The sequence below is a fragment of the Pseudomonas sp. ASL3 genome (assembly GCF_056680425.1).
The window spans coordinates 4,495,862-4,521,963 of the sequence record NZ_CM155281.1; the positions used below are offsets into that span (position 1 = coordinate 4,495,862).

Annotated in this window: 30 protein-coding genes, 1 tRNA gene and 1 riboswitch; of the genes, 15 read left to right on the forward strand and 16 right to left on the reverse strand. The window is 58.8% G+C overall.

What is annotated here, in order from left to right:
• Positions 1-33 precede the first annotated feature (33 nt).
• Positions 34-171, forward strand: a riboswitch (yybP-ykoY riboswitch).
• Between the two features lie 71 nt (positions 172-242).
• Positions 243-827: a TMEM165/GDT1 family protein gene (locus AC1MEE_RS20805; protein WP_480411447.1), complete on the forward strand. Its 585-nt coding sequence runs from the start codon at positions 243-245 to the stop codon at positions 825-827.
• Positions 828-1,315: 488 nt separating this feature from the next.
• Here AC1MEE_RS20805 and AC1MEE_RS20810 read toward each other — a convergent pair whose 3' ends face one another.
• Genes AC1MEE_RS20810 through AC1MEE_RS20820 form a run of 3 tightly spaced genes read right to left on the reverse strand, consistent with a single transcriptional unit; the run spans position 1,316 to position 2,436 of the window.
• Entirely contained in the window at positions 1,316-1,936 is a 621-nt protein-coding gene (locus tag AC1MEE_RS20810) for an SOS response-associated peptidase (RefSeq protein ID WP_480411448.1), read from the reverse strand.
• 57 nt (positions 1,937-1,993) lie between these two features.
• A complete protein-coding gene (locus AC1MEE_RS20815) occupies positions 1,994-2,254 on the reverse strand; it encodes a putative signal transducing protein (protein ID WP_480411449.1) in 261 nt (86 codons plus the stop codon).
• Positions 2,254-2,436: a CPXCG motif-containing cysteine-rich protein gene (locus AC1MEE_RS20820; RefSeq protein ID WP_480411450.1), complete on the reverse strand. Its 183-nt coding sequence runs from the start codon at positions 2,434-2,436 to the stop codon at positions 2,254-2,256. The genes AC1MEE_RS20815 and AC1MEE_RS20820 overlap by 1 nt, the downstream gene beginning before the upstream one ends.
• A 131-nt stretch (positions 2,437-2,567) precedes the next feature.
• On the opposite strand from AC1MEE_RS20820, the gene AC1MEE_RS20825 reads away from it, so the two are divergent.
• Complete coding sequence (locus tag AC1MEE_RS20825; protein ID WP_480411451.1) at positions 2,568-3,731, forward strand: 1-acyl-sn-glycerol-3-phosphate acyltransferase; 1,164 nt, start codon at positions 2,568-2,570, stop codon at positions 3,729-3,731.
• Positions 3,732-3,865: 134 nt separating this feature from the next.
• Positions 3,866-4,072: a hypothetical protein gene (locus tag AC1MEE_RS20830; RefSeq protein WP_480411452.1), complete on the forward strand. Its 207-nt coding sequence runs from the start codon at positions 3,866-3,868 to the stop codon at positions 4,070-4,072.
• A gap of 219 nt (positions 4,073-4,291) precedes the next feature.
• Here AC1MEE_RS20830 and AC1MEE_RS20835 read toward each other — a convergent pair whose 3' ends face one another.
• Positions 4,292-4,876, reverse strand: coding sequence for a YajG family lipoprotein (locus tag AC1MEE_RS20835; RefSeq protein ID WP_480411453.1), 585 nt, complete (start codon positions 4,874-4,876; stop codon positions 4,292-4,294).
• A gap of 191 nt (positions 4,877-5,067) precedes the next feature.
• On the opposite strand from AC1MEE_RS20835, the gene AC1MEE_RS20840 reads away from it, so the two are divergent.
• Positions 5,068-5,301: a hypothetical protein gene (locus tag AC1MEE_RS20840; protein ID WP_480411454.1), complete on the forward strand. Its 234-nt coding sequence runs from the start codon at positions 5,068-5,070 to the stop codon at positions 5,299-5,301.
• 726 nt (positions 5,302-6,027) lie between these two features.
• Positions 6,028-7,536, forward strand: a complete 1,509-nt coding sequence (gene mqo / locus AC1MEE_RS20845) for a malate dehydrogenase (quinone) (RefSeq protein WP_480411455.1) — start codon at positions 6,028-6,030, stop codon at positions 7,534-7,536.
• Between the two features lie 74 nt (positions 7,537-7,610).
• Here mqo and AC1MEE_RS20850 read toward each other — a convergent pair whose 3' ends face one another.
• The 4 genes from AC1MEE_RS20850 to AC1MEE_RS20865 form a co-directional block, all read right to left on the reverse strand.
• Entirely contained in the window at positions 7,611-7,898 is a 288-nt protein-coding gene (locus AC1MEE_RS20850) for a PA4642 family protein (RefSeq protein ID WP_480411456.1), read from the reverse strand.
• Between the two features lie 69 nt (positions 7,899-7,967).
• Complete coding sequence (locus tag AC1MEE_RS20855) at positions 7,968-8,456, reverse strand: hypothetical protein (RefSeq protein WP_480411457.1); 489 nt, start codon at positions 8,454-8,456, stop codon at positions 7,968-7,970.
• A 69-nt stretch (positions 8,457-8,525) separates the two neighbouring features.
• Positions 8,526-8,999 (reverse strand): WbuC family cupin fold metalloprotein, encoded by a 474-nt coding sequence (locus AC1MEE_RS20860; protein WP_480411458.1) that lies wholly within the window; start codon positions 8,997-8,999, stop codon positions 8,526-8,528.
• A gap of 2 nt (positions 9,000-9,001) precedes the next feature.
• A complete protein-coding gene (locus tag AC1MEE_RS20865) occupies positions 9,002-9,559 on the reverse strand; it encodes a hypoxanthine-guanine phosphoribosyltransferase (protein WP_480411459.1) in 558 nt (185 codons plus the stop codon).
• Positions 9,560-9,722: 163 nt separating this feature from the next.
• On the opposite strand from AC1MEE_RS20865, the gene upp reads away from it, so the two are divergent.
• Together upp and AC1MEE_RS20875 are read left to right on the forward strand one after the other, a co-directional pair.
• Positions 9,723-10,361 (forward strand): uracil phosphoribosyltransferase, encoded by a 639-nt coding sequence (gene upp, locus AC1MEE_RS20870; RefSeq protein WP_480411460.1) that lies wholly within the window; start codon positions 9,723-9,725, stop codon positions 10,359-10,361.
• Entirely contained in the window at positions 10,361-11,638 is a 1,278-nt protein-coding gene (locus tag AC1MEE_RS20875) for a uracil-xanthine permease family protein (RefSeq protein WP_480411461.1), read from the forward strand. The genes upp and AC1MEE_RS20875 overlap by 1 nt, the downstream gene beginning before the upstream one ends.
• Before the next feature lie 137 nt (positions 11,639-11,775).
• Here the strand turns inward: AC1MEE_RS20875 and hemH are convergent, their stop codons facing one another.
• Complete coding sequence (hemH, locus tag AC1MEE_RS20880) at positions 11,776-12,801, reverse strand: ferrochelatase (protein WP_480411462.1); 1,026 nt, start codon at positions 12,799-12,801, stop codon at positions 11,776-11,778.
• A gap of 13 nt (positions 12,802-12,814) precedes the next feature.
• The gene (locus AC1MEE_RS20885; protein ID WP_480411463.1) at positions 12,815-13,717 is read right to left on the reverse strand and encodes a TIGR01777 family oxidoreductase; all 903 of its coding nucleotides are present in this window, start codon (positions 13,715-13,717) and stop codon (positions 12,815-12,817) included.
• 303 nt (positions 13,718-14,020) lie between these two features.
• Here AC1MEE_RS20885 and AC1MEE_RS20890 point away from each other — a divergent pair, with 303 nt between their 5' ends.
• The 4 genes from AC1MEE_RS20890 to AC1MEE_RS20905 all read left to right on the forward strand — a co-directional run bounded on the left by AC1MEE_RS20890 (position 14,021) and on the right by AC1MEE_RS20905 (position 17,153).
• Complete coding sequence (locus AC1MEE_RS20890) at positions 14,021-15,007, forward strand: NAD(P)/FAD-dependent oxidoreductase (protein ID WP_480411464.1); 987 nt, start codon at positions 14,021-14,023, stop codon at positions 15,005-15,007.
• Between the two features lie 209 nt (positions 15,008-15,216).
• A complete protein-coding gene (locus tag AC1MEE_RS20895) occupies positions 15,217-16,182 on the forward strand; it encodes a YbgA family protein (RefSeq protein WP_480411465.1) in 966 nt (321 codons plus the stop codon).
• A gap of 21 nt (positions 16,183-16,203) precedes the next feature.
• Positions 16,204-16,779, forward strand: coding sequence for an FAD-binding domain-containing protein (locus tag AC1MEE_RS20900; protein ID WP_480411466.1), 576 nt, complete (start codon positions 16,204-16,206; stop codon positions 16,777-16,779).
• A gap of 59 nt (positions 16,780-16,838) precedes the next feature.
• The gene (locus tag AC1MEE_RS20905) at positions 16,839-17,153 is read left to right on the forward strand and encodes a YkgJ family cysteine cluster protein (RefSeq protein ID WP_480411467.1); all 315 of its coding nucleotides are present in this window, start codon (positions 16,839-16,841) and stop codon (positions 17,151-17,153) included.
• A gap of 29 nt (positions 17,154-17,182) precedes the next feature.
• Here AC1MEE_RS20905 and AC1MEE_RS20910 read toward each other — a convergent pair whose 3' ends face one another.
• The 6 genes from AC1MEE_RS20910 to hemA all read right to left on the reverse strand — a co-directional run bounded on the left by AC1MEE_RS20910 (position 17,183) and on the right by hemA (position 22,560).
• Complete coding sequence (locus AC1MEE_RS20910; protein ID WP_480411468.1) at positions 17,183-17,701, reverse strand: acyloxyacyl hydrolase; 519 nt, start codon at positions 17,699-17,701, stop codon at positions 17,183-17,185.
• Positions 17,702-17,818: 117 nt separating this feature from the next.
• The gene (murI, locus tag AC1MEE_RS20915) at positions 17,819-18,619 is read right to left on the reverse strand and encodes a glutamate racemase (RefSeq protein WP_480411469.1); all 801 of its coding nucleotides are present in this window, start codon (positions 18,617-18,619) and stop codon (positions 17,819-17,821) included.
• On the reverse strand, positions 18,612-19,367 hold the full coding sequence (locus AC1MEE_RS20920; RefSeq protein WP_480411470.1) for a molybdopterin-synthase adenylyltransferase MoeB: 756 nt from the start codon (positions 19,365-19,367) through the stop codon (positions 18,612-18,614). Before AC1MEE_RS20920 ends, murI begins: the two co-directional genes overlap by 8 nt.
• Positions 19,361-20,203, reverse strand: a complete 843-nt coding sequence (prmC, locus tag AC1MEE_RS20925) for a peptide chain release factor N(5)-glutamine methyltransferase (RefSeq protein WP_480411471.1) — start codon at positions 20,201-20,203, stop codon at positions 19,361-19,363. Before prmC ends, AC1MEE_RS20920 begins: the two co-directional genes overlap by 7 nt.
• Positions 20,204-21,286, reverse strand: coding sequence for a peptide chain release factor 1 (gene prfA, locus AC1MEE_RS20930; RefSeq protein ID WP_480411472.1), 1,083 nt, complete (start codon positions 21,284-21,286; stop codon positions 20,204-20,206).
• Positions 21,283-22,560 carry a glutamyl-tRNA reductase gene (hemA, locus tag AC1MEE_RS20935; RefSeq protein WP_480411473.1) on the reverse strand — a complete coding sequence of 426 codons (1,278 nt, stop codon included), beginning with the start codon at positions 22,558-22,560 and terminating at the stop codon, positions 21,283-21,285. Before hemA ends, prfA begins: the two co-directional genes overlap by 4 nt.
• A gap of 227 nt (positions 22,561-22,787) precedes the next feature.
• Here hemA and AC1MEE_RS20940 point away from each other — a divergent pair, with 227 nt between their 5' ends.
• The 4 genes from AC1MEE_RS20940 to AC1MEE_RS20955 all read left to right on the forward strand — a co-directional run bounded on the left by AC1MEE_RS20940 (position 22,788) and on the right by AC1MEE_RS20955 (position 26,101).
• The gene (locus AC1MEE_RS20940; RefSeq protein WP_480411474.1) at positions 22,788-24,515 is read left to right on the forward strand and encodes a tetratricopeptide repeat protein; all 1,728 of its coding nucleotides are present in this window, start codon (positions 22,788-22,790) and stop codon (positions 24,513-24,515) included.
• 4 nt (positions 24,516-24,519) lie between these two features.
• Complete coding sequence (gene lolB / locus AC1MEE_RS20945) at positions 24,520-25,137, forward strand: lipoprotein insertase outer membrane protein LolB (RefSeq protein ID WP_480411475.1); 618 nt, start codon at positions 24,520-24,522, stop codon at positions 25,135-25,137.
• 2 nt (positions 25,138-25,139) lie between these two features.
• Positions 25,140-25,991, forward strand: coding sequence for a 4-(cytidine 5'-diphospho)-2-C-methyl-D-erythritol kinase (gene ispE / locus AC1MEE_RS20950; protein ID WP_480411476.1), 852 nt, complete (start codon positions 25,140-25,142; stop codon positions 25,989-25,991).
• A 35-nt stretch (positions 25,992-26,026) separates the two neighbouring features.
• Positions 26,027-26,101 (forward strand) — tRNA-Gln (locus AC1MEE_RS20955).
• Position 26,102: the final 1 nt, after the last annotated feature.

The window sequence follows — 26,102 nt, forward strand, 5'->3', positions numbered from 1 at the left end:
GCGCTTGCCGAAAGTTGTCGAGGGCGGCAGAATCCGCTCCGTCCTAGGGGAGTAGTCTCCCACGAGCGCCATGCTCGTCCGGCACGCATCAACATACTTGGTCAACAGACCATGGTGCGTGCGACCCAGGTCTGCTCAGGCGGGCCGGTGGTTTGACAAGACCTATGACACGAACACCTTACCCGGGGCGGGGAGGCTGTACGTGTCATAGCCGTGTCGACCCGCCCCTTAGGAAAAACCTGATGCTGGAATCCCTGCTGGTCCCCACCGCGGTTGTCGCCTTGGCCGAAATCGGTGACAAGACCCAACTGCTCGCCCTGATTCTTGCCGCGCGCTTTCGCAAACCCTGGCCGATCATCGCCGGTATCATCGCCGCCACCCTGGCCAACCACGCCGCCGCCGGTGCCGTAGGGAGCTGGTTCGGCAGTTTCTTCTCGGACGCCACCCTGCACTGGATTCTGGCCGCCAGCTTCACCGCCACTGCGCTGTGGACTCTGGTACCGGACAAGATGGACGACGACGAAGGCAGCACCGCACGCAAGTTCGGGCCATTCATGACCACGCTGATTGCGTTCTTCATCGCTGAAATCGGCGACAAAACCCAGATCGCCACCGTAATGCTCGCCGCGCAGTATTCCTACCTGTGGCTGGTGGTTCTCGGCACCACGCTGGGCATGCTGATCGCCAACGTCCCAGTGGTACTGGCCGGCAACTTCGCCGCAGAAAAACTCCCGCTCACGTTGATTCGTCGTCTGGCGGCCTGCGCGTTTTTCATCCTGGCAATCGTCGCGGTCTACAAGGCGATGCAAGTGAGCGGCTGGGTTTAAACGGCGTAAAAGCGGTGTGCCAGCCACACCGCGTCAAGCCATTCGCGAACAAGTTCGCTCCCACTGAATGGAGTCAGATCCAAGAGACTGAGTCAGACACAGACCTGTGGGAGGGCCCGCCCCGTCTTCGACGCCGCGCTGCCGCGCAGCAAACACGGTCAATGTAGGAGCGCGCTTGCCCGCGATGGACCGCGAAGCGGTCCCGAAAATGCTGAGCACAGTTCTATCGCCAGAATCGAGTTCGCTGATTTTGCGACTGCTGCGCAGCCGATCGCGGGCAAGCGCGCTCCTACAAAATAATATTTTATTTCAACTGGTTATGCATTGTTTGATGAGAGCAGGCTTGCAACTACGCGTCCCGCTGCGAATGATTCAGCGCGGTGTATCTGATTCACCGCGTCGCTCAATTCGCAGGCAAGCCTGCTCCCACCGTTTTTGTGTCCGACACAGATCCGCTGTGAGCAAACTTGCTCGCAAAGGCCCTCAGATCAAAGCGGCGTCAGGCACTCCGGCGCATTCAATTTCGGATCGTTCACCAGATTGGCCAGCGGCCGCTCGCGCAACGCGGCCTGCGGGCTGGCGAGCAGCGCCTGCAAGGTGGGGGTCGGTGTATCGGCGGTCAGCCAGGCTTCCTGCCCATCCGCATCGAGAATCAGCGGACGCCGCTGACTGGCCGCCGCCTGCGTCACCACTGCGACACTCAGGTAGGTGTGACCCTCTACCGGATAAGCCTCCCAGATAGCGGCGAAAAACAGCGCCGAGCCCTCCCCCGGCGTCAGCCAGAACGGTCGTTTGCGGGTGGTACCGCGCCACTCATAAAACCCATTGGCCGGCAGCAGGCAGCGGCGCAGCCGGAAAGCCTCGCGGAACATCGGCTGCTCGGCCAGGGTTTCGGCACGGGCATGGGCAGGCGTTCGGGAAAGGTCGGTCAACCACGGCGGTGTCAGCCCCCAACGCGCACGCGCCAGTTCGCGCTGGGTGTCCACGCCACGCAACATCAGCACCGAGTCGGCCGGAGAGATATTCCACTGTGCCTTTTGGTCAGCAGGGAAACCGGGCAAGGCCGCAAACGCGGGCGTCCAGCGAAACAGGGCATAACGTCCACACATGGGGGCAACAAACTCTCTTTTTACAAGGCCTGCATTAAAAGCAGGACCAAACGCACGTTAGCAAACCAGCACGTCAGGATAGTTGTCAGGCTCATCACCTGACAGCGGCAGTGCGGCATTGTACGCGGCGATCAGCAGCCGTGCCTGTTCGGCCTGATCATTGTCCACCGACAACCCCAACAGACCGAAAACCGGCAGTTCACCAACGCCGCCGAGCAAATCACGGCCAGTCAAATGGGCTTCGACGCCCTCACTGGCGAGCATGCCTTGCAGCAGCTCGCCCTCCATCAAATTTTCCGGCTCGTAGATTCTTTGCATCACTCATTCTCGCTGCGCACGTCAAGATTCCATTCTTGGCCATCGGTCTGCAGATCGAACACGATCGGTCGGCAACACACTGGGCAATCCTCGATGTAGCACTGGTCGCCGCCAGACAAATCCAGCACGGCTTCGACCGATTCGCCGCAATAAGGGCAGTCATAACGCTGTATTTCCTGCATCGCGGCCTCCGGGATGAGTTGTGCGTATAATCGCCGTCAATTTGAAGGCTGACTCTTTTAATCAGTAGGTTTGAAATCATTTTTCAGACCCAGCCTACCTTTACCCTAGCCGTTTCCAACAAGAGAGCATGATGGGCGAATTCGATGCCATCCGACCCTACGACGACGCCGAAGTCCCGGCCGTAATCGCGCGCCTGCTTGGCGACAAGGCACTTCTTGAAACTCTCACCCACTTTCGCTTCCCTCGTCTGGCCAGTGCACTCAGCTGGGTGCTCAAGCCTCTTATAGCTCATCGGCTACGTCGCGAGTTCGCCGGGGTCCATTCGGTGGCCACGTTGCAGGACAAAGTCGAGGTTTACGTCGACCATACCATTGAGCGGGCTACCGATGGTGTGACCTACACCGGCGTCGAGCAGTTCAAGTCCGGCAGTGCCTACCTGTTCCTGGCCAACCACCGCGACATTGTGATGGACCCGGCCTTCGTCAACTACGCGATCTATCACGCCGGCCTGCCGACGCCACGCATCGCTATTGGTGACAACCTGCTGCAAAAGCCTTTTGTCAGCGACCTGATGCGCCTGAACAAGAGCTTCATCGTGCACCGTTCCATTGCCGGGCGCCGGGAAAAGATGGCGGCGTATCAGCTGCTGTCGGCGTATATCAATCATTCGATCCGCAATGACTGCCAATCGATCTGGATCGCCCAGGCCGAAGGTCGCGCCAAAGACGGCGACGACCGCACCGAGTCGGCAATCCTCAAGATGTTCCACATGAGCCGCAAGGACGAGCCGTTCGCCGAAGTGATCAACTCGCTGAAGCTGACCCCGGTATCGATCAGCTACGAATACGACCCTTGTGACCACGCCAAGGCCCGCGAGTTGTTTGTCCGCGCCACCACCGGCAGCTACACCAAGGCGCCGGGCGAGGACGATGTCAGCATCGCGCTGGGTATCACTGGCTACAAAGGCCGGGTGCATGTGAACTTCGCGGCGCCGATCAGCGAACTGTTCGAGGACACCAAGCAACTGGCCATCGAAATGGATCGGCAGATCCTCGGCGGCTATCGCTTGTTTCCGGCGCACTATCTGGCCTACGCCCAATGGGCGGAGGCCGACCCGACGCTGAATGTACCGGCCGCCGCCGAGGTGTTCCCCGCCGACGAACTGGCCCGTGCCCAGGAAGAATGGCAGCGTCGCCTGGAAGGCTGTCCGGTCGAGCACCGTCCGTATCTGGTGTTGCAATACGCAACGCCGGTGCGTAACCAGTATCGGGTCAAGGCCCGGCTGGCGCTCTAAGCCACAAGCTGCAAGCCGCAAGCCGCAAGCACTAAACTTGAGGCTTGCAGCTTGAAGCTTTCTTCCCCTCCGTCACAGCAACGTAACCTGAACCAGCCACTGTGTTGCACCTCGACACCCAAAGTGAGCCAGTCATGCTGCATGCAGAGAACCAGGATCGGTTGTATCTGATCGCCCAAAGCGATGAACAGGAAGCGCTGATCGATGCGCTGTCCTTCAACGTGCAAGACCGCCACTGGCTGGTCTACTGCGCCCTGGGCGGGCATCAGCATCACGACCTGCCAGACCTGGACCTGCAGACCGGCGTGAGCTTTCTGGGTTTCTATCAAGAAGCCGCGTGAATGCCGCAGAGCTTTTGTAGGAGCGCGCTTGCCCGCGATAAGGTCGGCACGACCTTCCGGCAACTGTGGAATCACCATTTTTGGCAGCGCTTCGCACTGCATCGCGGGCAAGCGCGCTCCTACAGTGAATTGCGCATCACTGGGAGACCACCAGAAAAACAAAAAGCCCGATTTCTCGCTAAAGAAATCGGGCTTTTTGTTTGCCGCGATCAGGCTGAATTACTGACCCAGAACCTGGCCGATGGTCGGATCCTGGAACAATCGGGTCAAGGCATCGCTGAGCACATCACTGACCAGCTTGGTGTTGGTTTCCTCGTTCGGCGCCATGCCGAAGCGCTGATCCAGCGAGGCGGCATAACGACCGTTATAGCTGCGGCCGTTGTTTAGCACATCAGCACGGAACGTCGCGCTGATGGTCGCTTCGGTCACATACAGGCCTTCTTTGGGCGATTGGTACTTCAAATCCGCCAACGTCACGGTCAGCTGCGGCGCGTTGCCAGCGTTGGGCATCGGGGTGTAGCCCAGCAAACGTACGGCGGCTTCGGCCTGAGCTTGCAGCTTGGGCAGCAGATCAGCACCTTGCACGCTGATGGCGCTGGTTTCCGGGTACAGACCACCGCGGGTTCCCAAGGTTGGCGACCGGCGACCATCGACGACGCGAACCACGACCGGCTGCCCATGACCCACCGCAGCGAGTTGACTCGTGAGCTTGGGTTGCGGGCTAAGTTGTTGCGGGCTGTGGGCACAGCCGACCAGGGTCAAACTGCTTACAGCAAGCAAACCGAACAACAGGCGATGCAACATACTCGTCTCTCCAGGGGCCACACACAATGAATAGTGGCAGTATAGCGGTGCCGACGACCCGCTCACTAGCGCAAAATCAGACAGGCCAAAGCCTGCTAAGGTTCATCACAAAGCAGCCCGCCAGAAGAGCGTCACCGGGATGTCATGGACCTCGGGCAAGCTTTCCCCAGTCACTCAAAAGGAGCCCTGTCGTGAGCGCTCTCTGGTCAATGTTGGTCTTGCGCCCGAAACGTCGTCATTACGCCCTGCTGGATAAATCCGGGCTGTGCCAGGCCTTCCTGCATTGCGCCACGCCCCCCATCGGTACTGGATGGGTAGAAATCAACGAGGTCCGCCTCATCTGGTTACAACAGCCGTTGCCCGACAGCGCCCGTGTCACCCTGCCTGACACCCCCTCCAGGAACCACAACTCCCTCGCAAACTGACTGAACGGCTAATAAAAGTCAGTTAATAAGATCAATTCCACCCGTTTCATCGCTATAATCTCCCCCCGATTATAAGGACGTCTCCTGATCGGGCCTCGCAGCATCGCTAATGCTCTGTATTAGCTCCCCGCACCGCCCACAGAGAGCCGCCCACACAGACCATGTGCAAGCGTCAGTGCTTGCTGGTCCGGTGCCGAACAGCTCGAATCGTTTCGAACCTTTCTCACCTGCCAGCCTCTTACTCTTGCTTGCATCGGATCTGCCGGAGCTGCCATTGCGTCAGTTCTTTTTTGAGGTTCACGTCTCCAAAAGAGCGTGAGAAAAACGGGTTTTCACTACTTCACAAGAGTGTGGCGAGCAAATGAATAGTTTTGCGTGTGAACATGCACCATTAACGTCTGTCCCAGCCCTCTTGAACAGGGCTGACCGCTGCTGCGCAGTCTCCATGACCGGAGTCTGAAGCCTGTCCACTACGGATTTGGTTGCACAAACGGATGCCTTGACGATAGTCGAATTGCCAGCCGAGCCTGAAAGTGAGTTCATACGGACTCAAAGCCCGATTGGCAGCGTCCGCTGAAGATGCAAAAAATTGCGAAGAATCGGACATGGCGATCCTGGCCATGAGTTACCTGGGGCACTTTCGGATTCACGCCCCGCCAACCCATGGCAGCTGACCTCGGGATCGTATGCCGTCAATTTGGTGCTGCAGATTTTGGAGACGCGTTAATGGCGCATAACGAAGCAGTCGACGTGGTATTGGTTGGGGCAGGCATCATGAGTGCCACCCTTGCCGTACTGCTCAAAGAGCTCGACCCCAGCCTCACGCTGGAAGTCGTTGAGCTGATGGATTCTGGCGCTGCGGAAAGTTCCAACCCGTGGAACAACGCCGGTACCGGCCACGCCGGGTTGTGTGAGCTGAACTACACGCCGCAAGCGGCCGACGGCTCCATCGACATCAAAAAAGCGGTGCACATCAACACCCAGTTCGAGGTTTCGAAACAGTTTTGGTCCTACATGACCAAGAAAGGCACGTTCGGTTCCTCGAAGTCGTTTATAAGCCCGGTCCCGCACCTGAGCTTCGTCCAGGGTGAAGACGGCATTTCGTTCCTGAAAAAACGCTTTGAAGCCATGCACAAGCATCATGCGTTCTCGGCGATGGAATACACCGAAGACAAGGCCAAACTGGCCGAGTGGATGCCTTTGATGATGCCAGGGCGGCCTGCCGATGAGCCGGTCGCTGCCACGCGCGTGATGAAAGGTACCGACGTCAACTTCGGCGCCCTGACCAATCAGTTGCTCAAGCACCTGTCCAGCACGCCGGACGCGCAGGTCAAATACTGCAAGCGCGTCACCGGTCTGAGCCGCAAGGGTCAGGGCTGGAGCGTGAGCATCAAGGACGTCAACACCGGCAATACCCGCGAAGTCGATGCCAAATTCGTGTTCCTCGGCGCAGGTGGCGCGGCATTGCCGTTGCTGCAGATGTCGGGCGTCGAAGAGAGCAAAGGGTTCGGTGGTTTTCCGGTCAGCGGCCAATGGCTGCGTTGCGACAACCCGGAAGTGGTCAAGCATCACCAGGCCAAGGTTTACAGCCAGGCCGCAGTGGGCTCGCCGCCGATGTCAGTGCCGCACCTGGACACCCGCGTCGTCGACGGCCAGACTTCTTTGCTGTTCGGGCCGTACGCCGGTTTCACCACCAAGTTCCTCAAGCACGGTTCGTTCATGGACCTGCCTCTGTCGGTACGCGCCGCCAACATTGGCCCGATGCTGGCCGTGGCCCGCGACAACATGGACCTGACCAAGTACCTGGTCAGCGAAGTGATGCAGTCAATGGAGCAACGTCTTGAGTCGCTGCGCCGTTTCTACCCTGAAGCCAAGGCTGAAGACTGGCGTCTGGAAGTGGCTGGCCAGCGGGTCCAGATCATCAAGAAAGACCCGAAAAAAGGCGGCGTGCTGCAATTTGGTACCGAACTGGTTTCGGCCAAGGACGGTTCTCTGGCTGCATTGCTCGGTGCATCCCCGGGCGCATCGGTAACAGTATCGATCATGCTGGACCTGATCGAACGCTGCTTCCCGGACAAGGCTCGCGGCGAGTGGGCCGCCAAGCTCCACGAAATCTTCCCGGCTCGGGAAAAGGCTCTGGAAACCGACGCGCAGTTGTATCAGCGCATCAACACCGAGACCAACGAAAGCCTGGAGTTGGTAGAGAGAAGCAGCGAGACCGAAAGCATCGCTTGAGGTCATAGTCCGTTTCTACTGCCATAAAAAAACGCCCTTCGGGGCGTTTTTTTATGGACGCTGACTGGCCAGTCTCAGCCCCGGGCGTTTTCGATCAACTCGATGTATTCATCGGCATGACGCTGGTCAGTAATGAGCGCGATGAAATCCTTGCCGTGCTCGTCCTTGCCATCGAGGTCGTAACCAGCTTCGAGGAAGAACACCAGAAAACGTTCGAAATCATTGATCCGCAGGCCTCGGTACGCCTTGATCAGCTTGTGCAGCGACGGTGAAGTGGCATCGACCGGCTCGAAGTCGAGGAACAATTTGATCTGCGCATCGCCGATCTCATCACCAATCACCTGCTTCTTATCTTTACGCATTGCTGCTGACTCCAACTGACTTGCGGACATTTCACGGGCGGGCAGTTTACCCCTCGCCCGCCCCGGTGCTCAACGCGCGTGTAATTCGGTGGTGTGCAGATCAGCCCAGACATGCCCGTTGGCATAGCTCAAGAACTGGCAATACACCTTCTCGTTACGCAGCAGATCGAGTACCACCCGGTAGTGAGTGATGGGGTAATACAGGGTCAAGGTGCGGGTCTTGTCATCGAAAGTCGGCTTTTTCAGGCTTTTGCTTTCGCCGTCGAAGTGGATCAGCACCTCGGACACCGTAGCGCCCTTATTCATCGGCTTGCCTCTCAAACGCAGCAATAACGGCGATGTCACCGGTATCGGTTGCTGAGTGGATTCGCGCTGACTGCCGATCACCACCGAGTACTCGGTGATTTGCAGCAATTGTTGTTGCGCCGGGTTGCCCTCGCGCAAAGCCAGATCGTCGGGTGGCAAATATTGCGCATGCATCGGTGTCGACGTGGCGGCGGCCAATGGCAGACTGAACACAAGCAGCAATGCGGCAGCGGTGCGGATCAATAACGTCATGTCGGCTCCCTGGAAAAACTGGCGAGCACTCTAGCAGCTTCAAGCCATTCGCAAGAATGCGACTTGATCTTAATCGAACTGCGCGCGCATCCAGGCGTGATACTCAGCCACTCCGGCCTCGCCTTCACCCGGAGCCCAATGGGCGAGTTCGGCACCGCTGACCGGGTGATACGGCCCGGATTTACATTCGAACATCAGCGTGTCCGGCGCCAGCACGACCAGGCTGTGAAACACACCCGGTGGCAGGTCCACGCCCAGACAATCGCCGCCCGCCTGCATCACCCGCTTGCTCAACAATTGGCCGTTGTCGTCAAACACCAACACGCCCAACGCCCCCCTGAGCACCAGCAGGCATTCGGCCTTGTCGGCACTCAGGTGACGGTGCGGCGAAATATAGGTGCCCGGCTGCATGCCTACGACCATGCGGTGACACGACTCTTCCATCTGATGGAAGCTGTGGTGCTGACGACCGCGCGGACTGGTAGCGGCTTTCTCGGCGAGATCGGCAAACAGCGACTGGTCGAGAAAACGGGGGCCGCTCATCATTACATCCCTTTAACCGCATAAATGCCGGCCGCGTTGCGCCAGTAACCTTTGTAATCCATGCCGTAACCGAAGATGTAACGGTCGATGCACGGCAGGCCGACGAAATCGGCTTTCAGGTCCGGGCGAGCCTTGCGGTCATGATCTTTGTCGATCAGTACGGCAGTGTGCACAGCGCGGGCACCTGCGTGTTTGCAGAAGTCGATGATCGCGCCGAGGGTGTGACCTTCGTCGAGGATGTCATCGATGATCAGCACGTCGCGGTCGATGAACGAGACTTCCGGCTTGGCTTTCCAGAACAGATCGCCGCCCGTGGTTTCGTTGCGATAGCGGGTGGCGTGCAGGTAGGACGCTTCCAGCGGGAAATTCAGATGGGTCAATAGCTTGCCAGAGAAAATCAGACCGCCGTTCATCACGCAGAAAACCACAGGATTGCTTTCGGCCAGTTCGGCATTGATCTGCGCGCCGATACGGGCGATCGCCACCTCGACTTCAGCCTCTGTGTACAGGCAGTCAGCCTCGCGCATGATTTGACGGATATGCTCGAGATCAGCAGACATGACGCTCTCCAAGGGGTGCGGGGGAAGAAAAGCCGGCAAAGGTACGCATCCGCTCCGGTCAGAGCAAGCATTTCTGGACTAACGTTCCGGATGACCTAAGACAGTAACAGTTGGAATAGATTAATCTAAGCCGTTTTTTTGCCCCACGCCGGAGCCTTTACTTATGCCTATCCGTGAGATCCGCCACCCGCTGATCCGTCACAAACTCGGCCTTATGCGCCGGGCCGACATTAGCACCAAGAATTTCCGTGAGCTCGCTCAGGAAGTCGGTGCCCTGCTCACCTACGAGGCGACCGCAGACCTGCCGCTGGAAAGCTACGAAATCCAGGGCTGGGCCGGTACTGTGCAAGTCGAGAAAATCGCCGGCAAGAAAATCACTGTAGTGCCTATCCTGCGCGCCGGCATCGGCATGCTCGACGGTGTGCTCAGCCTGATCCCGGGCGCCAAGGTCAGCGCGGTGGGCCTGGCCCGCAACGAAGAAACCCTGCAAGCACATACCTACCTGGAAAAACTGGTCCCGGAAATCAATGAGCGTCTGGCGATGATCATCGACCCGATGCTGGCGACCGGCAACTCCATGGTCGCCGCCATCAACTTGCTGAAAAAGGCCGGCTGCAAGGAAATCCGCGCGATGGTCCTGGTCGCAGCCCCCGAAGGCATCGCCGCGGTGGAAAAAGCTCACCCTGATGTGATGATCTACACCGCGTCCATCGATCAGTGCCTGAACGAACACGGCTACATCATTCCAGGCCTGGGCGATGCCGGCGACAAGATATTCGGCACCAAGCAGAAGGACGCCTGATGAAGCCGGATGAGTTCAACGATCCACTGTGGCGTACGATTCTTTCCGGTGCGCAGATGCTGTTCGTGGCCTTCGGCGCCCTGGTCTTGATGCCGCTGATCACTGGGCTCGATCCTAATGTCGCACTGTTCACCGCCGGGCTTGGCACGCTGCTGTTCCAGGTTGTCACCGGGCGTCAGGTGCCCGTATTCCTGGCATCGAGCTTCGCCTTCATCACCCCGATTATCCTCGCCAAGGGCCAGTTCGGCCTGGCCGCGACCATGGGCGGGGTGATGGCGGCCGGTTTCGTTTACACCTTCCTCGGCCTTGCGGTGAAGATCAAAGGCATCGGTTTTATCGACCGTCTGCTGCCGCCCGTGGTGATTGGTCCGGTGATCATCTCGATTGGTCTGGCGATGGCGCCGATTGCCGCCAACATGGCCATGGGTAAAGGCGGTGACGGCGCGGAGCTGATTCCTTATCACGTCGCGATGCTGATCTCGATGCCTGCCTTGCTGACCACCTTGATCGTTGCGGTGTTCGGCAAAGGGATTTTCCGTCTGGTGCCGATCATTTCCGGTGTACTGGTTGGCTTTGCTTTGGCGTTCTACTTCGGTGTGGTCGATACCGCGAAAATCGCCGCCGCCCCATGGCTGGCGTTGCCGCACTTCACTGCGCCGGAACTCAACTGGCAGGCGATTCTGTTCATCGTCCCGGTCGCGTTGGCGCCAGCCATCGAGCATATCGGTGGAGTGATTGCGGTCGGCAGCGTAACCGGGCGTGACTACCTGAAAAAGCCAGGCCTGCATCGCACCCTGCTCGGTGACGGTATCGCCACCACGGCGGCCGGTCTGTTTGGCGGCCCACCCAACACCACCTACGCCGAAGTAACCGGCGCGGTGATGCTGACCAAGAACTACAACCCGAAGATCATGACCTGGGCAGCGATATTCGCCATCAGCCTGGCGTTCATCGGCAAGTTCGGCGCCTTGCTGCAAAGCATCCCGATTCCGGTGATGGGCGGGATTCTCTGCCTGTTGTTCGGCTCGATCGCAGCGGTGGGGATGAACACCTTGATCCGGCACAAAGTCGACCTCGCCGAAGCGCGCAATCTGGTGATTGTGTCGGTGACGCTGGTGTTCGGTATTGGTGGCATGTTGATCGGCACGGGCACCGGCCCACACGATTTCGGCCTCAAGGGCATTGCCCTGTGTGCAGTGGTCGCGATTGGCCTGAACCTGCTGCTGCCAGGCAATGACAGCTGGAAGCACAAGAAGAGGCTGGAAGAGCTGCTTTAGTTTTCGCAGATCTCATGTAGGAGCTGCCGAAGGCTGCGATCGACCGCAGAGCGGGCGCCGCGGTTCAAGGTATGGAAGGTCGTTCCGACCTTAATCGCAGCCTTCGGCAGCTCCTACAATTTATCGGCGTCAGCCCTTCAAAGCATCAACGGCGCCCGCTCACACAGCGTACTCAATGCCGCCGCCCAGTTCGGATCGTCGTTCAGGCACGGTACCAGCACCAACTCCTCGCCTCCGGCTTCGCGAAATTGTTCACGGCCGCGATCGCCGATTTCTTCCAGGGTCTCGATGCAGTCAGCAACGAAGGCCGGACACATCACCAGGATCTTTTTCACGCCCTGCTGCGCCAAGGCTTCAAGGCGCGCCTCGGTGTAGGGTTCGATCCACTTGGCCCGACCCAGACGCGACTGGAATGACACCGACCACTTGCTCTCGGGCAAGCCCAGGCGTTGAGCGAACAGCGCCGCCGTACGCAGGCACTGAGCGCGATAGCAGGTGGCGAGCACTTCCGGGGATGCCGTCTGGCAACAGTCAGCGCCCTTGAAGCAGTGATTGCCGGTGAGGTCGAGTTTGTGCAGATGCCGTTCCGGCAGGCCATGAAAGCTCAACAACAGATGGTCATGTTCCTGCTGCAAATGCGGCCGGGCATTTTCCACCAGTGCATCGAGGTATTCGGGCTGATCGTAGAAGGGTTGCAGCAGCGAAAACTGCATGTTCAGCTGTTTCGTGCGCACCACCCGCCTGGCTTCTTCAATCACCGTGGTCACGGTGCTGTCGGCGAACTGCGGATACAGAGGCGCCAGTGTCACCTTGTGGATGCCTTGCGCAGCCAGGCGCGTCAGCATTGTCTCGATAGACGGCTCGCCATAACGCATCGCCAGCTCGACCGGGCCCTGCGCCCACTCCTTGAGCATGGCCTGTTGCAAGCGCTGGCTCAACACCACCAGCGGCGAACCTTCGTCCCACCAGATCGAGGCGTAGGCATGCGCCGATTGCTCGGGGCGCCTGACCAGGATCAGCGACACCAGCAAACGCCGAATAGGCCACGGCAGGTCGATGACGTAAGGGTCCATCAAAAATTGATTGAGGTAGCTGCGGACATCCGCCACCTTGGTTGAAGCCGGCGAACCCAGGTTGACCAGCAACAGCGCGTGATCGGTCATGCAACATCCTATGTCAGTGGCGACCCAGCAAATCATCCAGGGCCGCGTGCAGTTCGGTGAAGCGGAAGGTAAAACCTGCCGCCTGTAATCGAGCCGGTCGCGCGCGCTGGCCACCCAGCATCAGCACCGACAACTCGCCCATCAGCGCCCGCAAAGCCGAGGCCGGCAACGGCATGAACGCTGGACGGTGCAGAACGCCGGCCAGGGTTTTGGCGAATTCGCGATTGCGTACCGGGTGTGGCGCGCAGGCATTATAAAGACCTTGGGCGTCACGCTGGTTCAACAGAAAATCAATCAACGCGATTTGATCCTGCAAATGAATCCACGGCATCCATTGCCGACCATTGCCAATCGGCCCGCCGAGGCCGAGTTTGAATGGCAGTAACAGGCGCTGCAAAAATCCGCCCTGATTGGCCAATACCAGGCCCGTCCGCACAATCACTACGCGAATGCCCAAAGCCTCGGCGCGTTGCGCGGTCTCCTCCCAGGCTTCGCATAGATGGCTGGCAAAGTCTTCGTTGACCGGTTGCGCGCCTTCACTCAACTCGCGCTCGCCGCCATCGCCATACCAGCCCACGGCCGAGCCGGAAATCAGCACCGAGGGTTTCTGTTCGCGGCGCTCCAGCCAAGCGAGCAATTGTTCAGTGAGGCCGATGCGGCTGTCCCAGAGCAGTGTTTTGCGTCTGCGGGTCCAGGGCCGATCGGCAATTGGCGCACCCGCCAGATTGATCACCGCATCGATCGGCTCGGGACCCACATCCTCAAGTCGAGCGATACCCCGAACCGAATCGCCGCACAGTTTGCTGACCTCTTGGGGTCTGCGACTCCAGACCGTGAGCTGATGACCTTGCGCCCGCCAGTGCTTGCAGAGCTCACGTCCTATCAGACCAGTACCGCCGGTCAGCAATATGTGCATGACATCCTCCTCGCGTGGCGTTCGTCGCAAATCGTTAGTCTATTGATTACAGCCTGCGGCTTTTCAGCCGCTGCTGTGAGTTGACCCCGGGTGTTGCTTAACCCGTGTTCACTAAACAATAGGCCACGCCTGAAGAAGGTGACGTTACCCGACCCGTTCGAGTAGTTGAATAAACCCATTCAGGCACCACACTCAAGCTATCGGGCCGTACGATCAGCAACAGACAGCAAGTTATACCGAAGAACATTATTGTACAGGTTTTAACTACGGCGTAGTCTGTACAGACAAGGTAACGAGGCCCCTATGACTGTACCTATCGCAATCATCGGTACCGGCATCGCCGGACTCTCTGCTGCCCAGGCGCTGCACGCCGCCGGGCATCCCGTTCATCTTTTCGAAAAAAGTCACGGCAGTGGCGGCAGAATGTCGAGCACGCGCAGCGATGCAGGCGCTCTGGACATGGGCGCACAGTACTTCACTGCGCGCGACCGCCGCTTCGTCGAAGTCGTTCAGCAATGGCAAACCAAAGGCTATGTGGCTGAATGGACACCCCTGCTCTACAACTACCACGCAGGCCAACTCAGCCAGTCGCCCGACGAACAGGTACGCTGGGTCGGCAGCCCGCGCATGAGTGCGATCACCCGTGCCATGCGCGGCGATCTGCCCGTCACCTTCTCTTGCCGGATCACCGAAGTCTTTCGGGGCGAACAACACTGGACTTTGCAGGACGTTGAAGGCCTCACCCACGGCCCCTTCAGTCATGTAGTGATTGCTACGCCCGCGCCGCAAGCAACCACCTTGCTGGCCGCCGCGCCGAAACTCGCCAGCGTCGCCGCCGGTGTGCAGATGGAGCCGACCTGGGCCGTTGCGCTGGCATTCGACACCCCGCTGCAAACGCCGATGGAAGGCTGCTTCGTGCAGGACAGTCCGCTCGACTGGCTGGCCCGAAACCGCAGTAAACCGGGGCGCGTCAGCACCCTCGACACCTGGGTGCTGCATGCCACCAGCACCTGGAGCAAGCATCATCTGGACCTGCCGAAAGAAACAGTGATCGAGCAGTTGCACGGCGCCTTCGCCGAACTGGTTGGCTGCGCCATGCCCGCTCCGGCTTTCACTCTGGCCCATCGCTGGCTGTATGCGCGTCCGGCCAGTGCTCATGAATGGGGCGCATTGTCTGACTCAGGTCTGGGCGTGTATGTGTGCGGCGACTGGTGCCTGTCGGGCCGTGTCGAAGGCGCATGGCTCAGCGGCCAGGAAGCCGCCCGCCGCCTGCTTGAACATCTGGAATAAACCGCTTCGTTCTGCGTCAATTGCTGCTGTCGATGTAGACAGCAGCCCATCCTCGACATCGCCCTGCCCCTTACGTCGCCTCCCCGCACAATCCACAAAAACCGTGACAGCCCTTATACAAATAGTTTGACTTGTACACCATTAAACCTATAATAAAGGAAAGTTGTACATACTTTTGTATTTGTACAAGTATAACGTAGAGGTTTGTCATGCCCAGCCCCCCAGCCATCCACAAACCGAAGCTCGGTATCAGCGCTTGCTTGATGGGCGTCGAGGTGCGTTACAACGGCGGGCACAAGGAATCACACCTGTGCACCCAAACCCTGAATGAGCATTTCGACTTCGTTCCGGCCTGCCCGGAAGTCGCCATCGGCATGGGCATTCCCCGTGAAGCCATTCGCCTGGTCGGCGATCCCGCTGATCCGCAGGCCATCGGCAGCGTCCATAGCGAATTGAACGTGACCCAGGCGCTGGCCGATTACGGCACGCACATGGCGGCGCAAATGGACGATATCTGCGGCTACATCTTTATGCAGAAATCGCCGTCATGCGGCCTCGAACGGGTCAAGGTCTACCAGGACAATGGCGTACCTGCAGCTGGCGGCGGCCGCGGGATTTATGCGCAGACCTTTTGCACTCTGCATCCGAACCTACCAGTGGAAGAGGACGGCCGCCTCAACGACCCGGTGCTGCGGGAGAACTTCATCACTCGTGTATTCGCCTACGCCGACTGGCAAGCCCTGCTGAAAAACGGGCTGAGCCGTCGCGGGCTGACCGAGTTCCACTCGCGCTACAAATACCAACTGATGGCCAACCATCCCGCCCACTACAAGGTGCTGGGAAAAATGCTCGGCTCCATGGCCAAAACCAATCCCGATGACATCGGCCCGCGCTATTTCAGCGAGCTGATGAGCGCACTGAAAAAATGCGCCACCCGTGGTACCCACACCAATGTCCTGCAACACCTCAGTGGTTATTTCAAAAAAACCATGAACCCCGAAGACCGCCAGGAAATGCAGGGCCTGATCGGCCAATACCGCCGGGGTGTAGTGCCGTTGGTGGTGCCGTTAACCCTGCTCAAACATCACTTGCGCCAGCACCCCGACTCGTACCTGTCCCGGCAGGTTTACCTGCAACCGCACCCGGAAAATCTCAGCCTGCGAAATGCGATCTGACCCTTGAACGACGCAACGAACATGCAACTGATATGGCTGCGCAGCGACCTGCGCCTGCAGGACAACAAGGCCTTGACCAGCGCCATGGAGCGTGGCCCGACTGTGGCGGTGTACCTGATCAGCGCCGGCCAATGGCATGCCCATAACGATGCCGCCATGCGCCAACTGCTGGACACCGGTTGGATGCACAACCGGCTGCGGATGGTCGTCGCCATGTTCCTGAGCAAAAACCTGCTGATCGACTGGCGCCTCGGAGAGCGGTTTTTCATGCAGCATTTGATCGACGGAGATCTGGCGGCCAACAACGGCGGCTGGCAGTGGAGTTCGTCCACCGGCACCGATTCGGCGCCTTACTTCCGGATCTTCAATCCACTCAGCCAATCGGAAAAATTCGACGCTGAAGGTCGCTTCCTCAAGCACTGGCTGCCGGAACTGGTCGACCTGAACCAAAAAGATATCCACAACCCGGCGGCCATGGGCGCCCTGTTCGGCGTGGCCGATTACCCGAAACCGATGGTCGATTTGGTCAAGAGTCGCGAACGTGCGCTGGCCGCCTTCAAAAGCCTGGCCCATCGCCAGCCCGCAAGGGGCAGTTAGGACGGTGTTCTGTCAGGGCATTCACACGGGCGCCACGCAACGGCATACACTGCGCGCCTATGACAAACACCAACATCCCATTGACGCAAATCCCCACAGAGCCGACCGTCACCTGCTCGACCTGTGCAGCCTGTTGCTGCCAGCTGGAAGTGATGCTGATCACCGACACCGGTGTGCCTGAACGTTACATCGATACCGACGATTGGGGTGGCGAGGTCATGCTGCGGCTGGATGACGGCTGGTGTGCGGCACTGGATCGCAACACTATGATGTGCACCATCTACGAAAAGCGCCCGCTGATCTGCCGCGAGTTCGAGATGGGGGAGGCGGATTGCCTGAACGAACGCCGTGGAATTGCCACGGCGTATCGCTGATGACGATGCCTTAAGCAGTACCCTGCTCTTTAGAAAGGCATGGTGTAGTGCAGTGCGTAACTTTCTACACCGCCATTCGGCTCTTTAAGCCCGGCGTTGGAATAGTGAGTCGCACGGATCCCGATCTCATGTCCTCCCGCAAAGCGCAGACCCGCCCCGATCCGGTCTTCGAACAAAAAGGCCGAACCCAATCGTTGCTCTTCCACCCGAGTACTGGAAAACACAGCCCCGCCGAGGCCAGCTTCCAAGTACGGCTTGATACTTCCGCTACCGAACTCATAAACCAATACCGGAGAGAACGACAGGCTGTTGTTGTTGGAAGACTTGTGGCCTTGCCAATAGGTGTAAGCCCCACTCCAGTAGCCCGTCAGGCGCCCCACATCGCTCTGAAACCAGCTTTTATCCCAATCAAACTGCAGGCCCAAGCGGTAGGTCATCGTCGATTCGCCGGTCTCCCCGACCGAGAACTCGACGCCATCTGCTTGAGCAATAACACTTTGCCCCATTAATGCGGCTGCAATCGCAGCCAAACAAAACAGTCGCTTCATCGGAAATATCCTATTTGCGTAAACCGTTTTAGGAATTTTTAATTTTCAACAGGCTTTTTATAGAAATCCGGGGGGCAGGCGTAAGCTCAGCTCAAACCCGTGGACTTGACACAGTCTTTACATTGAGAAGAATCGCACACTGCCAGTTTTTTTCCAGAGCAATGGCAAAATGTTTCTGAATATTTCCGGATCCGCACTGGTCCAGAACTGTGTTTCCAGAGGGGGGCCGCTCGCCAACAGCTCGCGCTGGCTCAGTAATCGCTCAAGCTGCCGGGCTACAGCGCCGCCCGTATCGATCAGGCTGATCGACTCCGGCACCATTTGGCGCAGCAGCGGCTTAAGGAAGGGATAGTGCGTACAGCCGAGAATAATGGTGTCGCAGCCAGCAGCCAGCAAAGGCTCTACATAACTGCGCAGCAAGTTGCGGATAGTCGGGCTGACCAGATCGCCGGTCTCGATCAACTCGACCAGACCCGGACACGGCTGGGTAACGACCTGCACATCAAGCGCAAATCGGTCGAGCAAGGCCGCGAACTTGGCACTCTGCAAGGTGCCGGTGGTCGCCAGCACGCCGACCACACCGCTACGGGTTGCCGCTGCTGCCGGTTTGACCGCAGGCTCCATACCGACGATGGGCCAGTCGGGATAGCGCTCGCGCAGATCAGCGACGCCCGCCACCGTGGCTGTATTGCAGGCCAGTACCAGGGCTTTGGCGCCCTGCGTGTGGAAGAAGTCAGCCATCACCGCACAGCGTTGGCCAATGAACGCGGGGGTTTTCTCGCCATAGGGAATGTTGCCGCAATCGGCCACGTACAGCAGTGACTCGCTGGGCAACAGGCTGCGAATCTCACTCAGCACGGATAAACCACCAACCCCGGAATCGAAGACCCCAATCGGCGCTTCATTCGTTTTAGTCATGGGTGATCCCACACACACTGCACGCTGGATCGCGCTTGACCCTCAGTTCACGGAAGCGGCTGGTCAAGGCATCGACCAACAACAATCGCCCCACCAACGGCTCGCCAAAACCGGCCAGCAACTTCAGTGCTTCGAGCGCTTGCAGACTGCCGACCAATCCCACCAAGGGGCCGATGACACCGGCTTCGCTACAGGTCAGTTCAGCTTCGCTGCCATGACCGTACAAACAGTGATAGCACGGGCTTTCATCGCGCCGTGGATCAAACACCGACAACTGTCCTTCCAGACGAATCGCTGCACCACTGACCAGCGGCTTGCGCGCTGCGACACAGGCGGCGTTCACCGCTTCACGGGTACCGAAGTTGTCCGAGCAATCGAGTACCAGATCCACAGCAGCTACCGCAGCAGCCAGGGTGTCGGCATCCAGTGCGCTGCGATGGGTAATCAGCTTCACTTCGGGATTGATCGCGGTCAGGCGTTCGATGGCTGAATCGACTTTGCTCTTTCCGATGCTGTGGCTGTCATGAATGATCTGCCGTTGCAGATTGGTCAGGTCCACCGTGTCGAAGTCGGCCAGATGCAACTCGCCGACACCGGCAGCTGCCAGATACAGCGCCACCGGCGAACCGAGGCCGCCAAGACCGACGATCAATGCCCGGCTGTGTTTGAGGCGCAACTGACCGTCGATATCGACGTGTTGCAAAAGAATCTGCCGGCTGTAACGCAACAGCTCCGAATCGGTCAGCACGGTAGACGCCCGAGGGTAATGCGTTCGTGGTCGCCAAGATCCTTGCGGCTGTGCACACGCTCAAAGCCTCGGCCCGCCATCAAATCGCGCACGGCGGCAGATTGATCGTAACCGTGTTCGAGCAACAACCAGCCGCCCGCGTCCAGATACCCAGGCGCCTGCTCGATGATCAGCCGCAGGTCATCCAGCCCATCGAGGCCAGAGACCAGGGCGCTGCTCGGTTCGAAACGCACGTCGCCCTCCACCAGATGCGGATCGGCGGAAGCAATATAAGGAGGATTGCTGATAATCAGGTCGAAGCGCTGGCCTTCGAGGGCACTGAACCAATGGCTGCTCAGCACGCTTGCGTTGCTCAAGTGCAGTCGCTGCCGATTGCGCTCGGCCAGTGCCACGGCTTCAGGCACGCGATCCACCGCCGTCACGTTCCACGCAGGACGCTCACTGGCCAGCGCCAGGGCTATCGCGCCGGTGCCGGTGCCGAGGTCGAGCACGGTGACGGGCGCCTGGGAAGGCGTCGCAGCATGCAGTTCCAGCGCAGCTTCAACCAACAGTTCGGTGTCGGGACGCGGGATCAGCGTATGTGGCGCCACTTCCAGGTCCAGCTTCCAGAAGCCTTGCTGGCCCAGAATATAAGCCACCGGTTCACCGGAGCGACGGCGTAGCAGGTAGGACGCAAACACCTGCGCCGCTTCGCTGCTGACAATCCGCTCGGGCCAGGTGTGCAGGTAACTGCGGGGCTTGCCCAATGCTGCGGCCAACAGTAACTCCACGTCCAGACGCGCGGTCGGCGAATCCGGAAGCTCGGCGCCTCTTAACACACTGGCAATAATGGTCATTTACTCACCCAGTGCCGCAAGTTGGTCAGCCTGATATTCGGCTAGCAACGGCTCTATCACTGCATCGACTCCACCGGCCAAAACTTCATCAAGGGAATACAGCGTCAAGTTGACCCGATGGTCCGTCACTCGCCCTTGTGGGAAGTTGTAGGTACGAATTCGTTCAGAACGGTCACCCGATCCCACCAGTAGTTTACGCTCGCTGGCGATGGCGTTGGCTGCCGCGCTGGTTTGCTGATCATTCAATTTCGCCGCGAGCCAGGACATGGCCCGCGCACGGTTTTTGTGTTGGGAACGCTCTTCCTGACATTCGACCACGATCCCTGAAGGAAGGTGGGTAATGCGGATCGCCGAGTCGGTCTTGTTCACATGCTGACCACCGGCACCGGAGGAGCGATAGGTGTCTACGCGCAGGTCCGACGGGTTGATCTCGATCGCCTGCTGCTCATCGGGTTCAGGCAACACCGCTACGGTGCAGGCGGAGGTGTGAATGCGGCCCTGGGATTCGGTTTCGGGGACGCGCTGAACCCGGTGTGCGCCGGACTCGAATTTCAATTTGCCGTAGACGTTATCGCCTTCGACCCGGGCGATGACTTCTTTATAACCGCCATGCTCGCCTTCGTTTTCCGAAAGAATTTCCACGCGCCAGCCGCGACGTTCGGCGTAACGCGAATACATGCGGAACAGATCGCCGGAGAAAATTGCCGCCTCGTCACCACCGGTGCCGGCACGAATTTCCAGGAACACATTGCGCCCGTCATTCGGATCCTTGGGCAGCAGCATGCGTTGCAGCTGACTTTCCAGCTCGATCAGTTGTTCCTTGGCTTCGCGGACTTCCTCGACGGCCATTTCACGCATGTCCGGGTCGCTGTCCTTGAGCAGTGCCTGCGCACCTTCGAGATCGCCCAACACTTTGAGCAGCTTGTTATAAGCGCCGACAATTGGCTCTACTTCGGCGTATTCACGGGAGTAGGCGCGGAACTTGTTCTGCTCGGAAATGACTTCGGCATCACCAAGCAGTGCGGTCAATTCCTCGAAACGGTCATTGAGGATGTCCAGCTTATTGAGCAGTGAAGCTTTCATTGCGGGGGTTTTTCCGTCGAGCCCTCACCGAGGGCAAAAAGTTCTTGGGCCATGGCCAGCGCATCGAGGCGACCTTCGGCAGACAGTTTTTTCAACTGCACACTCGGGGCATGCATCAGTTTGTTGGTCAGGCCACGCGCCAATTGCACCAACACCTCTTCGGCGCTGCTGCCGTTGGCCAACATGCGTTGTGCCTTGAGCAATTCATCGTCACGCAGGCGCTCGCTTTGTTGGCGATAAGCCTTGAGTACATCCACCGCCGCCAGCTCGCGCAGGCGCAGCATGAAATCGTCAGCGCCCAGGGCCACCAGCTCTTCAGCCGCTTGCGCAGCGCCCTGGCGACTCTTGAGGTTTTCGGCGACCACTTCGTGCAGGTCATCGACGCTGTAGAGGTAAACGTCGTCCAACTCACCGACTTCGGGCTCGATATCCCGAGGAACAGCGATATCGACCATGAAGATCGGTTTGTGTTTGCGCAGCTTCAGGGCGCTTTCCACCGCGCCCTTGCCCAGGATCGGCAACTGGCTGGCGGTGGAGCTGATCACGATGTCGCTGTTGACCAACTCGGCCGGGATATCAGAAAGCAAAACCGCATGAGCGCCGAACTCCGCGGCCAGGATGCTGGCGCGCTCCAGCGTGCGGTTGGCCACCACGATACGCTTCACGCCCAGATCATGCAGATGCCGGGCGACCAGCGTGATGGTTTCGCCCGCACCGATCAGCAATGCCTGGCTGCGCTGCAAATCACTGAAAATCTGTTTGGCCAGACTGACGGCCGCGAACGCCACCGACACCGGGTTTTCGCCAATCGCGGTATCAGTGCGCACCTGCTTGGCGGCGTTGAAGGTGGCCTGGAACAGTCGACCCAGCAATGGGCCGATGGTCCCCGCTTCCCGCGCAACGGCGTACGCCGACTTCATCTGGCCGAGAATCTGCGGTTCGCCCAGGACCAGCGAATCAAGCCCCGAGGCGACACGCATCATGTGACGAACGGCCGCATCATCTTCGTGCACATAAGCACTGGCGCGCAGCTCTTCCAGGTTCAAATGGTGATAATCGGCCAGCCAGCGCAGGATGGACTCGGACGCCAGATGATCCTGTTCGATGTACAACTCGCTGCGGTTACAGGTCGAGAGGATCGCAGCTTCGCGGCTGTCGGTGAGACGGCAGAGCTGCTGCAAGGCCTCAACCAACTGCTCAGGCGTAAATGCCACGCGCTCGCGGACGTCTACTGAAGCAGTCTTATGGTTAATACCCAGTGCAAGGAAGGCCATTCAAGGTCGCTGATGGTGACGATAAGCCGGCAATTGTCCTACTTCGCCAGATCCAGAACAACCACCGCTGACTATTGTCCCAATCTGGTGGCCCACTTGAAGCCGTTTATCCAGTGTGTTTTCGGCGCTGCAAAGGCCGGCCGAGTAGTTTTCGCATGGGCTGTGGGTTTGCTACTGGGCTTGTGTCATGATGATCCGACCGCAGGTAAGTCGCCCATTTCCTATATATGAATAGATCCTCCGCGTTATTTCTCGCCTTTGTCTTTCTGAGCGGCTGCCAGGCCCTGACCCCTGCCTCACCGGAGAGTACGCCTCCGGTCGTAGACACGACGCCCGCGCCTGCTCCCAAGCCGAAGGTCTACAGCTCATTCACTCAAGACACCGTGTTCAGCCTGTTGAGTGCGGAGCTGGCTGGTCAGCGCAACCGTTTCGACATTGCTCTGGATAACTACGTCACCCAGGCGATCAACACCCAGGATCCGGGAATTTCCGAGCGCGCTTTCCGCATTGCCGAATACCTGGGCGCCGACCAGGCTGCTCTGGACACCTCCATGATCTGGGCGAAGAACGACCCGAGCAATCTTGATGCGCAGCGTGCCGCAGCAATCCAGTTGGCCCGCGCCGGTCGCTATGACGACTCCATGGTGTACATGGAGAAGGTGCTGCAAGGTCAGGGCGATACCCATTTCGACTTCCTGGCGCTGTCTGCCGCCGAGTCCGATGCCGATACCCGCAACGGTCTGCTGAAGAGCTTTGATCGCCTGCTCAAAAAATACCCGAAAAACGGTCAATTGATCTTCGGCAAAGCCTTGCTGCTGCAGCAGAGCGGCGACTCCCAAAGCGCCCTGAAACTGCTCGAAGACAACCCGCCCAACGAGGGCGAGGTCGCCCCGATCCTGCTGCGCGCCCGCCTGTTGCAAGGGATGGCCCGAGGTAAGGAAGCCTTGCCGCTGCTGGAAAAAAGCATTCACAAATACCCGGACGACAAACGCCTGCGCCTGACCTATGCCCGAATGCTGGTCGAGCAAAACCGCATGGCCGACGCCAAAGTCGAGTTCTCCAGCCTGGTTCAGCAGTTCCCGGACGATGACGAATTGCGCTATTCGCTGGCGCTGGTCTGCCTTGAAGCCAAAGCCTGGGATGAAGCCGTTGGCTATCTGGAAGACTTGATCGCTCGTGGCAGCCATGTCGATTCGGCACACCTGAACCTCGGCCGGGTCTACGAAGAACGCAACGATCCGCAAAACGCCCTCACCGAATACGCCGAGGTCGGCCCCGGCAATGACTACCTGGCGGCACAACTGCGCCAAAGCGACATTCTGATGAGCCATGGCCGCACGGCCGAAGCGACGAAACGTCTGGCCGCGGCTCGCGATAGTCAGCCCGACTATGCGATTCAGCTGTACTTGATCGAAGCCGAGACCCTGGAGAACAACAAGCAGGGTGATCGTGCATGGCAAGTGCTGGAGCAGGCGTTGAAGCAATATCCCGACGACCTGAACCTGCTGTACACCCGCGCCATGCTCGCGGAAAAACGCGACGACCTGTCGCAGATGGAAAAAGACCTGCGCGCGATCCTCAAGCGCGAGCCTGACAATGCCATGGCCTTGAACGCCTTGGGCTACACCTTGTCAGACCGTACGACACGCTACGCCGAAGCCAAGGTCTTGATCGAGCAAGCGCATCGCCTGAACCCGGAAGATCCGGCCGTACTCGACAGCCTGGGCTGGGTGAATTACCGCCTTGGCAACCTCGATGAAGCCGAACGTTTGCTGCGCCTGGCGCTGGAACGCTTTCCTGACCACGAAGTCGCCGCTCACCTGGGCGAAGTATTGTGGGCCAAAGGCAATCAGCGCGAAGCCCGCAAAGTCTGGGGAAAAGCCCTTGAGCAACAACCTGACAGCCCTATTTTGCGCAGCACTCTGCGGCGCCTGACCGGATCCGAGACTCTTTAATTTTATGTTTTTGCGCCACGTTATCGTTTTTAGCCTGATTGCCCTGCTCGCCGGCTGCGCCGGTTTCACTTCTCGCGAGGCCCTGCAGGGCCAGGGGGATCCAGCAAAGTGGCGCGAACATAAAACCCAACTGACCAGCCTCGACGGCTGGCAGATCAGCGGCAAGGTCGGCATTCGCGCGCCTCAGGACTCGGGGAGCGGCACTCTGTTCTGGCTGCAACGCCAGGATTACTACGATATTCGCCTCTCAGGCCCCCTGGGGCGCGGCGCAGCACGCCTGACCGGACGTCCGGGTAGCGTGGCGCTGGAAGTCGCCAATCAGGGCCGCTATGAGGCAACCAATCCAGAAGAACTGCTCAAGGCACAGTTGGGCTGGAAATTGCCGGTCTCGCACCTCGTCTGGTGGGTACGCGGCCTACCCGCCCCTGACACCAAGAGTCGCCTGACCCTGGATAGCGACAGCAACCTCGCCAGCCTCGAACAAGACGATTGGCAAGTCGAATACCTGAGCTATACGCAACAGAACGGCTATTGGCTGCCGGAGCGCATCAAGCTGCACGGACAGGACCTCGACGTCACGCTGGTGATCAAGGATTGGCAACCACGCAAACTGGGGCAATGAGCATGAGCGCTGATCGGCTGACGCTTCCCGCACCCGCCAAACTCAATTTGATGCTGCATATTCTTGGTCGCCGCGAAGACGGCTATCACGAGTTGCAGACGCTGTTTCAGTTTCTCGACTACGGGGACGAACTCAGTTTTGCCGTGCGCGATGACGGAGAAATTCGTCTTCAGACTGACATTCCCGGCGTGCCCCACGACAGCAATCTGATCGTCAAGGCTGCTCGAGCATTGCAAAAACAGTCCGACTGCCCCCTCGGCATCGACATCTGGCTGGAAAAACATTTGCCCATGGGTGGAGGAATCGGTGGCGGAAGCTCCGATGCGGCCACCACCTTGCTCGGCCTCAATCACCTGTGGAAACTTGGCTGGGATGAAGATCGCCTGGCCGCTCTAGGCCTGACTTTAGGGGCTGACGTCCCGGTTTTCGTCCGTGGCCACGCGGCTTTTGCCGAAGGCGTCGGAGAAATTTTGACCCCTGTAGACCCCGAAGAACCGTGGTATCTGGTGCTTGTGCCGCAAGTATCTGTAAGTACAGCAGAAATTTTTTCAGATCCACTGTTGACACGTGACACTCCTCCCATTAAAGTGCGCCCCGTTCTCAAGGGAAACAGTCGAAATGACTGCCAACCGGTGGTAGAGAGGCGTTACCCAGCTGTACGTAACGCGTTGAAATTGTTAGGCAATTTTGTCGAAGCAAAATTAACCGGAACTGGAAGTTGTGTGTTTGGGGCCTTCCCAAACAAAGCTGAAGCTGATAAAGTCTCGGCCCTTCTTACAGAGACCCTTACGGGGTTTGTAGCAAAGGGAAGCAACGTTTCGATGTTGCATCGCAAGCTGCAAGAGTTGTTCTGAGGTATTGAGTGCTGGGCACTCAGGTTGTTCACTACAGGGGCGTCGCCAAGCGGTAAGGCAGCAGGTTTTGATCCTGCCATGCGTTGGTTCGAATCCAGCCGCCCCTGCCAT

Bases quoted from the DNA above. Each gene is read 5' to 3' on its own strand.
- AC1MEE_RS20820 (WP_480411450.1), bottom strand. From the start codon at position 2,436: ATGCAGGAAATACAGCGTTATGACTGCCCTTATTGCGGCGAATCGGTC.
- upp (WP_480411460.1), top strand. From the start codon at position 9,723: ATGCCTATCCGTGAGATCCGCCACCCGCTGATCCGTCACAAACTCGGC.
- AC1MEE_RS20830 (WP_480411452.1), top strand. From the start codon at position 3,866: ATGCTGCATGCAGAGAACCAGGATCGGTTGTATCTGATCGCCCAAAGC.
- AC1MEE_RS20940 (WP_480411474.1), top strand. From the start codon at position 22,788: ATGAATAGATCCTCCGCGTTATTTCTCGCCTTTGTCTTTCTGAGCGGC.
- lolB (WP_480411475.1), top strand. From the start codon at position 24,520: ATGTTTTTGCGCCACGTTATCGTTTTTAGCCTGATTGCCCTGCTCGCC.
- AC1MEE_RS20810 (WP_480411448.1), bottom strand. From the start codon at position 1,936: ATGTGTGGACGTTATGCCCTGTTTCGCTGGACGCCCGCGTTTGCGGCC.
- AC1MEE_RS20910 (WP_480411468.1), bottom strand. From the start codon at position 17,701: ATGAAGCGACTGTTTTGTTTGGCTGCGATTGCAGCCGCATTAATGGGG.
- prfA (WP_480411472.1), bottom strand. From the start codon at position 21,286: ATGAAAGCTTCACTGCTCAATAAGCTGGACATCCTCAATGACCGTTTC.
- prmC (WP_480411471.1), bottom strand. From the start codon at position 20,203: ATGACCATTATTGCCAGTGTGTTAAGAGGCGCCGAGCTTCCGGATTCG.
- AC1MEE_RS20805 (WP_480411447.1), top strand. From the start codon at position 243: ATGCTGGAATCCCTGCTGGTCCCCACCGCGGTTGTCGCCTTGGCCGAA.
- ispE (WP_480411476.1), top strand. From the start codon at position 25,140: ATGAGCGCTGATCGGCTGACGCTTCCCGCACCCGCCAAACTCAATTTG.
- AC1MEE_RS20835 (WP_480411453.1), bottom strand. From the start codon at position 4,876: ATGTTGCATCGCCTGTTGTTCGGTTTGCTTGCTGTAAGCAGTTTGACC.
- AC1MEE_RS20905 (WP_480411467.1), top strand. From the start codon at position 16,839: ATGACAAACACCAACATCCCATTGACGCAAATCCCCACAGAGCCGACC.
- AC1MEE_RS20890 (WP_480411464.1), top strand. From the start codon at position 14,021: ATGACTGTACCTATCGCAATCATCGGTACCGGCATCGCCGGACTCTCT.
- AC1MEE_RS20895 (WP_480411465.1), top strand. From the start codon at position 15,217: ATGCCCAGCCCCCCAGCCATCCACAAACCGAAGCTCGGTATCAGCGCT.
- hemH (WP_480411462.1), bottom strand. From the start codon at position 12,801: ATGACCGATCACGCGCTGTTGCTGGTCAACCTGGGTTCGCCGGCTTCA.
- murI (WP_480411469.1), bottom strand. From the start codon at position 18,619: ATGACTAAAACGAATGAAGCGCCGATTGGGGTCTTCGATTCCGGGGTT.
- hemA (WP_480411473.1), bottom strand. From the start codon at position 22,560: ATGGCCTTCCTTGCACTGGGTATTAACCATAAGACTGCTTCAGTAGAC.
- AC1MEE_RS20900 (WP_480411466.1), top strand. From the start codon at position 16,204: ATGCAACTGATATGGCTGCGCAGCGACCTGCGCCTGCAGGACAACAAG.
- mqo (WP_480411455.1), top strand. From the start codon at position 6,028: ATGGCGCATAACGAAGCAGTCGACGTGGTATTGGTTGGGGCAGGCATC.
- AC1MEE_RS20885 (WP_480411463.1), bottom strand. From the start codon at position 13,717: ATGCACATATTGCTGACCGGCGGTACTGGTCTGATAGGACGTGAGCTC.
- AC1MEE_RS20850 (WP_480411456.1), bottom strand. From the start codon at position 7,898: ATGCGTAAAGATAAGAAGCAGGTGATTGGTGATGAGATCGGCGATGCG.
- AC1MEE_RS20815 (WP_480411449.1), bottom strand. From the start codon at position 2,254: ATGCAAAGAATCTACGAGCCGGAAAATTTGATGGAGGGCGAGCTGCTG.
- AC1MEE_RS20860 (WP_480411458.1), bottom strand. From the start codon at position 8,999: ATGAGCGGCCCCCGTTTTCTCGACCAGTCGCTGTTTGCCGATCTCGCC.
- AC1MEE_RS20865 (WP_480411459.1), bottom strand. From the start codon at position 9,559: ATGTCTGCTGATCTCGAGCATATCCGTCAAATCATGCGCGAGGCTGAC.
- AC1MEE_RS20855 (WP_480411457.1), bottom strand. From the start codon at position 8,456: ATGACGTTATTGATCCGCACCGCTGCCGCATTGCTGCTTGTGTTCAGT.
- AC1MEE_RS20825 (WP_480411451.1), top strand. From the start codon at position 2,568: ATGGGCGAATTCGATGCCATCCGACCCTACGACGACGCCGAAGTCCCG.
- AC1MEE_RS20875 (WP_480411461.1), top strand. From the start codon at position 10,361: ATGAAGCCGGATGAGTTCAACGATCCACTGTGGCGTACGATTCTTTCC.